Source organism: Actinoalloteichus caeruleus DSM 43889 (assembly GCF_000429185.2).
In the GTDB taxonomy this organism is placed as follows: Bacteria; Actinomycetota; Actinomycetes; order Mycobacteriales; family Pseudonocardiaceae; genus Actinoalloteichus_B; species Actinoalloteichus_B caeruleus.
This window is the reverse complement of record NZ_AUBJ02000001.1, coordinates 4,582,088-4,593,405: the sequence shown is the minus strand read 5'-3', so window position 1 is coordinate 4,593,405 and position 11,318 is coordinate 4,582,088. Positions and strand designations below refer to the sequence as shown.

At 69.7% G+C, this 11,318-nt stretch carries 9 protein-coding genes and 1 tRNA gene; 3 read left to right on the top strand and 7 right to left on the bottom strand.

What is annotated here, in order from left to right; genetic code table 11:
• Positions 1–64: 64 nt before the first annotated feature.
• The 3 genes from rpoB to rplJ form a co-directional block, all read right to left on the bottom strand.
• Positions 65–3,559 (bottom strand): DNA-directed RNA polymerase subunit beta, encoded by a 3,495-nt coding sequence (rpoB, locus tag G443_RS18440; protein ID WP_026419530.1) that lies wholly within the window; start codon positions 3,557–3,559, stop codon positions 65–67.
• A gap of 713 nt (positions 3,560–4,272) precedes the next feature.
• Positions 4,273–4,656: a 50S ribosomal protein L7/L12 gene (gene rplL / locus G443_RS18435; protein ID WP_026419531.1), complete on the bottom strand. Its 384-nt coding sequence runs from the start codon at positions 4,654–4,656 to the stop codon at positions 4,273–4,275.
• A gap of 69 nt (positions 4,657–4,725) precedes the next feature.
• Entirely contained in the window at positions 4,726–5,259 is a 534-nt protein-coding gene (gene rplJ, locus G443_RS18430; protein WP_026419532.1) for a 50S ribosomal protein L10, read from the bottom strand.
• A gap of 401 nt (positions 5,260–5,660) precedes the next feature.
• Between rplJ and G443_RS18425 the strand changes: the two genes are divergently transcribed.
• Together G443_RS18425 and G443_RS18420 are read left to right on the top strand one after the other, a co-directional pair.
• A complete protein-coding gene (locus G443_RS18425) occupies positions 5,661–6,908 on the top strand; it encodes a hypothetical protein (RefSeq protein ID WP_026419533.1) in 1,248 nt (415 codons plus the stop codon).
• Positions 6,909–7,005: 97 nt separating this feature from the next.
• Positions 7,006–7,440, top strand: a complete 435-nt coding sequence (locus G443_RS18420) for a hypothetical protein (protein WP_026419534.1) — start codon at positions 7,006–7,008, stop codon at positions 7,438–7,440.
• A 93-nt stretch (positions 7,441–7,533) separates the two neighbouring features.
• Here the strand turns inward: G443_RS18420 and rplA are convergent, their stop codons facing one another.
• From rplA to G443_RS18400, 4 genes are all read right to left on the bottom strand, one after another.
• On the bottom strand, positions 7,534–8,253 hold the full coding sequence (rplA, locus tag G443_RS18415) for a 50S ribosomal protein L1 (RefSeq protein ID WP_026419535.1): 720 nt from the start codon (positions 8,251–8,253) through the stop codon (positions 7,534–7,536).
• Positions 8,254–8,347: 94 nt separating this feature from the next.
• Positions 8,348–9,133: a transcription termination/antitermination protein NusG gene (nusG, locus tag G443_RS18410; protein ID WP_026419536.1), complete on the bottom strand. Its 786-nt coding sequence runs from the start codon at positions 9,131–9,133 to the stop codon at positions 8,348–8,350.
• A 72-nt stretch (positions 9,134–9,205) separates the two neighbouring features.
• A complete protein-coding gene (gene secE / locus G443_RS18405; protein WP_026419537.1) occupies positions 9,206–9,598 on the bottom strand; it encodes a preprotein translocase subunit SecE in 393 nt (130 codons plus the stop codon).
• 34 nt (positions 9,599–9,632) lie between these two features.
• Positions 9,633–9,705, bottom strand: a tRNA-Trp gene (locus G443_RS18400).
• Positions 9,706–10,016: 311 nt separating this feature from the next.
• Between G443_RS18400 and G443_RS18395 the strand changes: the two genes are divergently transcribed.
• On the top strand, positions 10,017–11,258 hold the full coding sequence (locus G443_RS18395) for a pyridoxal phosphate-dependent aminotransferase (RefSeq protein ID WP_026419538.1): 1,242 nt from the start codon (positions 10,017–10,019) through the stop codon (positions 11,256–11,258).
• Positions 11,259–11,318 lie beyond the last annotated feature (60 nt).

The following is an 11,318-nucleotide window of genomic DNA, read 5'->3' as shown; positions in this document are numbered from 1 at the left end:
CCTGATCGTTGGTTCAGGCCGTGACGGCCTGGTGGGGGCGGCTGTCGGAGGTGAGCAGCGCGGGTCAGTTCACGACGTCGTCGACGGAGGGCGACTCGGACCGTGACAGGTTGATTCCGAGGTTGGCGGCGGCACGTTCGAGGTCCTCGTCGTCACCGTCGCGCATCTCGATCGCAGCGCCGTCACTCGACAGCACCTCCACGTTGAGGCACAGCGACTGCAGCTCCTTGAGCAGCACCTTGAACGACTCCGGAATACCGGGCTCCGGGATGTTCTCGCCCTTGACGACCGCCTCGTAGACCTTGACCCGGCCCAGGACGTCGTCGGACTTGATGGTGAGCAGTTCCTGGAGCGTGTACGCGGCGCCGTAGGCCTGCATGGCCCAGCACTCCATCTCACCGAAGCGCTGACCACCGAACTGCGCCTTACCACCGAGCGGCTGCTGGGTGATCATGGAGTACGGGCCGGTGGACCGGGCGTGGATCTTGTCGTCCACCAGGTGCGACAGCTTCAGGATGTACATGTAGCCGACCGCGACCGGGTACGGGTAGGGCTCGCCACTCCGGCCGTCGAACAGCTGCGCCTTGCCGTCCGCCTTCACCATCCGCTCGCCGTCCCGGTTGGGCAGCGTCGAGCCGAGCAGACCGGTGATCTCGTGCTCCTTGGCGCCGTCGAAGACCGGCGTCGCGGTGTTGGTGCCGGGGTCCGCCTGCCGCAGGTCCTCCGGCAGCTTCGCAGCCCACTCCGGGTCGCCCTCGACGCTCCAGCCCCGTTTGGCGATCCACCCGAGGTGGGTCTCGAGGACCTGGCCGATGTTCATCCGTCGCGGAACACCGTGGGTGTTCAGGATGATGTCCACCGGCGTGCCGTCGGGCAGGAAGGGCATGTCCTCGGCGGGGAGGATCTTGCCGATGACGCCCTTGTTGCCGTGCCGGCCGGCGAGCTTGTCGCCGTCCTGGATCTTCCGCTTCTGGGCCACGTACACGCGGACCAGCTCGTTGACCCCGGGTGGCAGCTCGTCCTCGTCCTCCCGGCTGAACACCCGGATCCCGATGACCTTGCCGTTCTGGCCGTGCGGCACCTTCAGCGAGGTGTCGCGGACCTCCCTGGCCTTCTCACCGAAGATGGCGCGCAGCAGGCGCTCCTCCGGCGTCAGCTCGGTCTCGCCCTTCGGGGTGACCTTGCCCACCAGGATGTCGCCGTCCCGCACCTCGGCGCCGATGCGGATGATGCCCCGCTCGTCCAGGTCGGCCAGCACGTCCTCGGAGACGTTCGGGATGTCCCTGGTGATCTCCTCGGCACCCAGCTTCGTGTCCCGGGCGTCGATCTCGTGCTCCTCGATGTGGATCGAGGTGAGCACGTCGTCCTGCACCAGGCGCTGGGACAGGATGATCGCGTCCTCGTAGTTGTGCCCCTCCCACGGCATGATGGCCACGAGCAGGTTCTTGCCCAGCGCCATCTCGCCGTTCTCGGTGCACGGGCCGTCCGCGATGACCTGACCGACCTCGACCCGGTCGCCCTCGGAGACGATCGGCTTCTGGTTGATGCAGGTGCCCTGGTTGGAGCGGCGGAACTTGTGCAGCTTGTAGGTCTGCCGGGTGCCGTCGTCGGCCATGACGGTGACGTAGTCGGCGCACAGCTCCTCGATGACACCGGCCTTCTCGGCCACCAGCACGTCACCGGCGTCGACCGCGGCGCGCAGCTCCATGCCGGTGCCGACCAGCGGGGACTCGCTGCGCAGCAGCGGCACCGCCTGCCGCTGCATGTTCGCGCCCATCAGCGCGCGGTTGGCGTCGTCGTGCTCCAGGAACGGGATCATCGCCGTGGCGACCGACACCATCTGCCTCGGCGACACGTCGATGTAGTCGACGCCCTCCGGGCTGATGAACTCGACCTCGCCGCCCTTGCGGCGGACCAGGACGCGCTCCTCGAGGAAGTTACCGTCCTCACCCACCGGCGCGTTGGCCTGCGCGATGACGAAGCGGTCCTCCTCGTCGGCCGTCAGGTAGTCCAGCTGGTCGGTGACCCGACCACCCTCGACCTTCGCGTAGGGGGTCTCGATAAACCCGAACGGGTTGACCCGCGCGTAGGAGGAGAGGGAGCCGATCAGGCCGATGTTCGGGCCTTCCGGCGTCTCGATCGGGCACATCCGGCCGTAGTGGCTCGGGTGCACGTCGCGGACCTCCATGCCCGCGCGCTCCCGGGACAGACCGCCGGGGCCCAGCGCGGAGAGCCGGCGCTTGTGCGTCAGCCCCGCGAGCGGGTTGGTCTGGTCCATGAACTGCGAGAGCTGGGAGGTTCCGAAGAACTCCTTGATCGCGGCGACCACCGGCCTGATGTTGATCAGGGTCTGCGGGGTGATGGCCTCGACGTCCTGGGTCGTCATCCGCTCGCGGACGACGCGCTCCATGCGGGAGAGCCCGACCCGGATCTGGTTCTGGATCAGCTCGCCCACGGTGCGGAGCCGCCGGTTGCCGAAGTGGTCGATGTCGTCGACCTCGACGGGGACCTCGGTCGCCTCCTCGCCCTCACCACTGGTCATCCTGGTGTCGCCGGCGTGCAGCCGGACCAGGTACTCGATGGTGGTGACGATGTCGTCCTCGGTCAGCGTGCCGGACTCGACGGGCAGGCTGAGGCCGAGCTTCTTGTTGACCTTGTAGCGGCCCACCTTCGCGAGGTCGTACCGCTTGTCCTTGAAGAACAGGTTCTCCAGCAGCGTCTGCGCGCTCTCCCGGGTCGGCGGCTCGCCGGGCCGCAGCTTCCGGTAGATGTCCAGCAGGGCCTCGTCCTGCCCCGCGGTGTGGTCCTTGTCGAGCGTGGCGACCAGGGTCTCGCTGAAACCGAACCGCTCGCGGATCTGCTCGGTCGTCCAGCCGAGGGCCTTCAGCAGGACGGTGACCGGCTGGCGGCGCTTGCGATCGATGCGGACACCGACGGTGTCGCGCTTGTCCACGTCGAACTCCAGCCAGGCGCCTCGGCTGGGAATGATTTTGACGTTGTAGACGTCCTTGTCCGTCGTCTTGTCGACCGCGTGGTCGAAGTAGACGCCGGGGGAACGAACCAACTGGGATACAACGACCCGCTCGGTGCCATTGATGATGAACGTGCCCTTGTTCGTCATCATCGGGAAGTCACCCATGAACACCGTCTGGCTCTTGATCTCGCCGGTGGTGTTGTTGGTGAACTCCGCGGTGACGAACAGCGGGGCCGCGTACGTCATGTCCTTGTCCTTGCACTCCTCGACGGAGGCCTTGACCTCGTCGAAGCGCGGGTCGGAGAAGGAGAGGGACATCGAACCGGAGAAGTCCTCGATCGGGGAGATCTCGTTGAGGATCTCCTCGAGGCCGCCGACGGGGGCGTCCTCTCCGGCGTCGATGCGGCGCTGGAACCATTCGTCGGCCCCGGTGAGCCATTCGAACGACTGGACCTGGAGGTCCAGCAGGTCGGGCACCTCGAGCGGCTCACGGATCTTCGCGAACGAGACCCGCTTGGGTGCCCCGGGTATCCCCGACGTGGAGTTGGTCGCAGCAGTGGCCTTGGTCGCGCGGGAGACTGCCAAGATGCGTCCTTCCAGGGACTGGTAGCTGGCTAAGCAGCGGCGCTAGCAGCCGGCTAACACAGCTGTCAAGGGTGCAGTGGTGCCCGCATCCTACGCCCGAAACCAGGGCAAGCAGGAACGAGGGCAGCGCAAAGAAGCAGTCTAGCCGCGAAGAGGGCGACTGTCGAGTGGGGGCCGCCAGCCCGCCACTCGCGTTGCTAACAGACTGACCGCGGGAGGGCGCTCAGTCAAGACGCTTCGCCTCGATCACCCCTGTGGTGGAACGTGGTGTTACGACTCGTGACCACGGACGGTCCGCGCGACTGGCCCGCCCATCTGGTGCTTCCGATCTTATTTGGCAGCGCCGACAGGATGCCACCCCTCGCTCCGCCGCGACACCCGGGGCCGCCCGCTCCGGGACCCGCACCCAGCCACCGGGTCCGAGGAGAACCACTGGCCAGCGCCGCCCCCGGTTCGCCCCGGATCGGGACGCGCCCGAAGACGACTGGCCGAGAGTGAGACATTGCTCACATCGGGTGGGCCGACTCGGGGGGGCTGTCGCTCCCCGCGCGCGTCCCGCGACGGCGGGTAGGCCCCGCCGACGGGGGCGACGCCGGCCGGACCGTCACGCCGTCACCCGGACGAAGCACCAGCCCAGACACGCCGAAGGGGTGGCCCCGTCACGTGACGGAACCACCCCTGGGCGGGTGAGCGGCGGCCCTCGGCCGCCGGCATCACTTCACGCTGACGGTCGCGCCAGCGGCCTCCAGCTTCTCCTTGGCCTGGTCGGCCACGTCCTTCTTGACGCTCTCCAGGATCGGCTTCGGCGCGCCCTCGACCAGCTCCTTGGCCTCCTTGAGGCCCAGGCCGGTGACGACCTCGCGGACGACCTTGATGACCTGGATCTTCTTGTCGCCGGGGGCCTCGAGGACCACGTCGAACTCGGTCTTCTCCTCGACGGCCTCGGCGGGGGCGGCCGCGGCACCGGCCGGCGCGGCGGCGGCGACGGCGGCGGTGACCTCGAACTTCTCCTCGAACGCCTTCACGAAGGCGGACAGCTCCAGCAGGGTCATCCCGCCGAAGTGCTCCAACAGCTCCTCGTTGGTCAGCTGCGCCATGGTGACGTCTTCCTTCCTAGCTCGGGGCGACCTGGTCCTCCAGGGCGCTGGGGGTTGGGGTGAGGGCGGTCAGCCCTCGGCCGGGCTGTCGCCGGCCTTCTTCTCCTCGAGGGCGGCCGCGAGGCGGACCATCTTCGAGGCGGGCGCGGCGAACACCGCGGCGGCCTGGGCCAGGTTCGCCTTGAGGGCGCCGGCCAGCTTGGCCAGCACGACCTCGCGGGACTCGAGGTCCGCGATCTGGTTGACCTCGTCCACGGACAGCGCACGGCCGTCCATGTACCCGCCCTTGATGACGAGCGCCTTGTTGTCCTTCGCGAAGTTACGCAGTGCCTTCGCGGCGTCGACGGGCTCGCCCTCGACGAAGGCGATCGCGGTCGGGCCGATGAACAGGTCGCTGAGACCCTCGATCCCCGCGTCCTCGGCGGCGCGCTTCACCAGCGTGTTCTTCGCGACCCGGTACGTGGCGCCCTCGCCAAGAGCGCGACGCAGCTCGGTGAGCCGCTCCATGGACAGACCGCGGTACTCGGTGATCACCGCGGCGGACGAGTTGCGGAACCGGTCGGAGATCTCGGTAACCGCGTCGACCTTGTCGGTCCTTGCCATGTGTCGCCTCCTCTCTCTAGCTGAACGGACAGCTCGGGTCTGCTGGTTGACAGCCAGACCCCGGAGACGACGAACGCCCCGGCGCAGGGCACGGGGCGCGAACGTACGTGTGCGACGCACACGGGAAACTTGCCTCGTCCTCCTGCGCGGGCCGCCCGCGTGCTGCGGGGCCTTCGTCCAGCACCTGCGGGCAGGGGCTGAAGACCAGCGGTCTTGGGTGGAACTCGCACGAGTCTACCCAAGCCGGGACCTGCCTCGCGCCCACCCCCGACGAACGGGCCGCCCCCGGCCGCGCCGCCCACCCCGGCACGCCGACGCGGCCCCCGAGAGCCGTCGGCACGGCCGCGGAGGGGATCCCCAGGGCACTCCACGCGGTCGCTCGGACACGGCATGATGACGGAGTGGCTGATCAGCACCGGCCGGACGAACCGTCCGGCGAGCTCGTCCCCCGCACGCCGCCGCCCTCCCCGGCGCCGAGGGCACCGGGCCAGGGCGCTGAGCCCGGCCCGCCGGAACGCACACGGCCGCTGCCGGAAGCCGCGCCGGCGAACCCCACCCCTGGCGCGGAGCTGAGCCACGACGAGCGCCAGCGGTACGAGCAGTTCCAGCAGTTCCAGGACTTCCAACGGTTCCAGGAACACCAGCGGGCCCAGCGGGACGCCGACCCGGGCGGCCCCTGGCCCCCGTGGCTGAAGCGCTTCCTCCGGCGGCGCTGGGTCCGCAGGATCGCCCTCCTGCTCCTCGTCCTGTTCCTGCTGTCGCTGGCGAGGGACCACTTCTTCGGGACCGGCGGGGACCAGTACGGCGGGGAGAGCCCCGGTCTCGGTGCCCGCCGACCGGTCTTCTCCTCCAACCCCTCGGAGAGCGTGATCGGGGTGTACAGCAGGATCGCCGCGCCCGAGGCGGAACAACAGCGCAGCGCCTGCACCCTGTTCACCGAGGAGGCGGCGGCCCAGTTCGCTCGGAACAACGACGCGGAGGACTGCCAGCACGCCGCCGTCGCCCTCGCCGCAACGGTGACCACCCCGATCGCCTACGCCGACCCCACCCAGGCCAGTCCCGCCGTCGCCGCCGACATCAACGGCGTGGACGGCTCCAGCACGGAGGTGAGTTCGTGCGACGACCTCGACGTGCGCGGTGGGCCCCCGTTGGGGGTGTTCGAACTCGAGCTGCGCGACGACGGCGGCTGGGTCATCGCGGGGCACCGCGATGAGGACTCGTGCTCCCCGCCGGCGGCGCCGCCCTCCGGCTCGCCCGCGCCGTCGGCCGACGGCGCCCCGCCCGCCACGGTCGACGGCCAGGGCCCGGAGGCCACGGTCCGGGAGCTGTACGCGCTGGTCGCGGAGAACCGGTCCAGGGAGGCCTGCCAGTTGCTCGTCGGCCGCGCGAACGACGCCTTCCGCGCCAACCACCGCACCATGTACTGCCACCTCGCCGTTGAGGGGCTCGCGGGCCAGGTGACCGACCCCGACGCCTACTCCGACCCGGGGTTCCCCGACGAGTACCGGGAGCCGCCCGCCGGCGGCGGGACCACCATCAGCTCCTGCCGACTGGAGGTGGTGGGCGGCCCCCGACTCGGCGCCCTCGACCTGGAGCAACGGTCGGACGGTCGGTGGCTCGTCGTCGACCACCACGCGGAGACCTGCTGACCGAGGCCCCTCCGGGCCACCCCGGTGCCTGCCGATCGCCGGGGGTCCGGAGTGCATCATTGATCGGTACCCAGGCGATTCGGGGGAGGCTAGCTACATGAGCGCGTCGGAACAGTGGCCGGTGGAGAACGAGTGGGCGACGAGGGAACTGCACTGGCACGCCTACGTGGAGGAACAGTCGATGGCCGCCGCGCGGTCGCGGCGCGAGCGGCTCGAAGGAGAGCCCGACCAGGTACTCCTCACCCCCAAGGACGTCGCCACCTGGCTGGACACCCAGCTCAAGCGCGCCACCGCGCCGGCGAACAAGGAGACGGGCAAGCGCGCCAAGGACGACCGCGACTTCGGCGACTCGTTCCGGGTCCACGAGTCCCTCGCCTCACGCGGGGAGTCCATCTACACCGGGATCCGGCTGGACACCACGTTCGCCGTGGAGGCCGTGAGCCCGACGGACTGCTCGCTGGGGGACCACGCCAGGCCGGTCACGCCGCTGAAGACCGCGAAGCGCCGGGGGAACGCGGGAAGCGGGAACTGACCCGTCCCACCCAGGCCCACCCGCCGGCACGACGAACGCCGCCCCGGCCGGTGGCTGGAGCGGCGTTCGATGCCGGTGACGCGGGCGCCTGGATCAGGCGGCGGCCTCGTCGGTCAGCAGGTTGCGGGTCCGGTTCGGGTCGACCGGGATACCGGGGCCCATCGTCGTGGAGACGGTGATCTTCTTGAGGTAGCGGCCCTTCGCGGCGGACGGCTTGGCCCGCAGGATCTCGTCGAGGGCGGCGGAGTAGTTCTCCACCAGCTTCTCGGCCTCGAAGGACACCTTGCCGATGATCAGGTGCAGGTTCGCCTGCTTGTCGACGCGGAAGTTGATCTTCCCGCCCTTGATCTCGTTGACGGCCTTGGTGACGTCCGGCGTCACGGTGCCGGTCTTCGGGTTCGGCATCAGGCCGCGCGGGCCCAGGATGCGGGCGATACGGCCGACCTTCGCCATCTGGTCGGGCGTCGCGATCGCGGCGTCGAACTCCAGCCAACCGCCCTGGATGCGCTCGATCAGGTCCTCGGCCCCCACGACATCCGCGCCGGCGGCCTCGGCCTCGGCGGCCTTGTCGCCCGTCGCGAACACGATCACCCTGGCGGTCTTGCCCGTACCGTGCGGGAGGTTCACCGTGCCACGGACCATCTGGTCGGCCTTGCGAGGGTCGACACCGAGCCGGATCGCGACCTCGACGGTGCCGTCCAGGCGAACCTTGGAGGTCTCCTTGGCCAGCTTGGCGGCCTCCAACGGGCTGTAGAGGCGGTCGCGGTCGATGAGCTCCGCGGCCCGCTGGTAGGCCTTGCTGCGCTTTGCCATGTCTGTTCCTTGTCTGCTGGATCAGTAGTGGTGTCGGGCGAGCGCTCGCCCTCCCACGCGGTCAGAACGACCGAGCGTACTCCCCGTCGTGCGCTCAGATCTTGGCGACCTGGCTGAACGACAGTTCAACCGGCGTCTCGCGCCCGAAGATCGAGACGAGGACCTTGAGCTTCTGGGCGTCGGGGTTGACCTCGCTGATGGTGGCGGGCAGCGTCGCGAACGGCCCGTCCATCACGGTGACGGACTCGCCGACCTCGAAGTCGACCTCGATCGTCGACTTCGACGGCTGGGCACCCGTCGCAGCCCCAGCCTTGCCGGGCTTGGTCTCCTCCACCTGCGGTGCGAGGAACTTGAGCACCTCGTCCAGCGTCAGCGGGGACGGGCGCGAGGTGGCACCGACGAAGCCGGTCACCCCGGGGGTGTTGCGCACCGCGCTCCACGAGGCGTCGTTGAGCTCCATCCGGACCAGGATGTACCCGGGCAGCACCTTGCGCTGCACCTGCTTGCGCTGGCCGTTCTTGATCTCGGTGACCTCTTCGACCGGCACCTCGACCTGGAAGATGAAGTCCTCGACGTCCAGGGTCTGCACCCGGGTCTCCAGGTTCGCCTTCACCTTGTTCTCGTAGCCGGCGTAGGAGTGCACGACGTACCACTCGCCGGGGGCGCTGGCCAGTGCCGCGCGCATCTCGGCGACGGGATCGTACTCAGCCTCCTCGTCGACGGCCTCCGCCTCAGTCGGAAGCTCGGTGCCCTCCGCGGCGGTGTTCTCGACGGCCTCGGCCCCCGACGTCTCCTGTTCGGAGCCCTCGGACGCCGCCGCGGCGGTCACCTGCTCGTCGGACGAGCCGGTCTGGTTCTGGCCGTCCTCATGGGAGGTCACAGTCGGTCTCGCTTCCTCTCGTGCTCGTGCGCCTGACCCGGCGGACCGCACGGCCCACCCACGGGACCGCTGTCAGCCGAACAGCCAGAGCACACCCTGGCTGAAGGCGATGTCCAGTCCCGCCACCAGCGTCACGACGAAGGATACGAAGACCAGCACCACCAGCGTGTAGGTCACCATCTGACGGCGCGTTGGCCAGATGACCTTGCGGAGCTCGGCCACGACCTCACGGAGGAACCTACCGATCCGGCGCGGGAAGGACGGGCGCTTGCCGCTCTCGTCCCTCGCTCGCGTGGGACGGCCCTTCCCGGCGTCCGAGGACCCGGCCGAGCCACCAACACCCTCGGCGCGGTCCTTCCGACCGGACGGGCGTGCGGCTGCCCGGCGCGCACGACGCTCAGCGGCACTGGAGGGGCGCTCGGCGTCGCCACCCTCGCCCCGCTGCTGCTCGCGGTCCTCGCTCACGCCTGGTTCCTCCGCTCGCCGTCGATTCTCGACGCAGGGGTGACAGGACTTGAACCTGCAACCTGCGGTTTTGGAGACCGCTGCTCTGCCAATTGAGCTACACCCCTTTGCGGTGGACCCCACCGGTCACCCGGTATGACCACCACAGTTCCAAGACGCCGGACAGCCTCCCACGCGACTTGCGGGAGGGCAAGCAGGAATCTCAGTGCGCGCAGTCTATTGCACTGAGGGTGGATTTCTCCAACTTCCGAGGTCAGGAGGGGTTTTCGCAGCGCGAAACACGGTTTTCCGCCGCAGAACCACCCTCACCGGCCCCTAGCTGTCCACGACACCCCGCCGGCCGGCTCCGACACCGGGCAGGGGTCCACCCCTCGGGCGGGCGAAACGTCCCTCGACCTGGTCTGACACCATCTGGGGTATGGCCGTACCCGAACCCAGCACCGTACCCGCCCCGTCCTCCCGCCCCCGCGTCTCGGCGAGAGTCGGGGGCATCAGCGAGTCCGCCACGCTGGCGGTGGACGCCAAGGCGAAAGCGCTGCGCGCGGCAGGACGTCCGGTGATCGGGTTCGGCGCGGGCGAGCCCGACTTCCCCACCCCCGAGCATGTGGTCACCGCGGCCCAGGAGGCCTGCGCCGATCCGAGGAACCACCGCTACACGCCCGCCGCGGGACTCCCGGAACTTCGCGAGGCGCTCGCGGCCAAGACGCTGCGGGACTCCGGGCTGGCGGTCGAGCCCTCGCGGATCCTCGTGACGAACGGCGGCAAGCAGGCCGTCTACCAGGCCTTCGCCGCGCTGCTCGACCCGGGTGACGAGGTGTTGCTGCCCGCCCCGTACTGGACCACCTACCCGGAGGCCATCACCCTCGCCGGCGGCGCTCCCGTCGTCGTCCCCACCGACGAGACGACGGGCTACCTGGCCAGCGTCGAGCAGCTCGAGGCGGCCCGCACCCCGAACACGAAGGTGCTGCTCTTCTGCTCGCCGTCGAACCCGACGGGCGCCGTCTACCCGAGGGAGCAGGTGGAGGCGATCGGCCGGTGGGCCGTCGAACACGGCATCTGGGTGGTCGCCGACGAGATCTACGAACACCTGACCTACGACGGGGCCAGCGCGGTGTCGATGCCGGTCGCCGTCCCTGAGCTGGCCGACCAGTGCGTGATCCTCAACGGCGTCGCCAAGACCTACGCGATGACCGGCTGGCGGGTCGGTTGGATGATCGGGCCGCAGGACGTGATCAAGGCCACGTCGAACCTCCAGTCGCACCTGACGTCGAACGTGTCGAACGTCTCGCAGCGCGCCGCCCTCGCGGCGGTGAGCGGACCGCTGGACGCCGTGCACGAGATGCGTGCCGCCTTCGACCGCCGCCGTCGGACGATCGTCTCGATGCTGTCCGCCATCGAGGGCGTGCGCTGCCCCGTTCCCCAGGGAGCGTTCTACGTCTACCCGTCGGTGAAGGAACTGCTCGGTCGCGAACTGCGGGGCAGCACCCCCCGCTCCAGCGTCGAACTGGCGGAACTGGTCCTGGAACACGCCGAGGTCGCGGTGGTGCCGGGTGAGGCCTTCGGGACCCCCGGGTACTTCCGGTTCTCCTACGCGCTCGGTGACGCCGACCTGGAGGAGGGCGTGGGCCGCGTCGCCGCGCTGCTCGGCGAGATGCGCTGAGCCGCCACGGCACGGCACCACCTACCCGCGCCAGGGGACCCGCTCCCGGGGCCCCTGGCG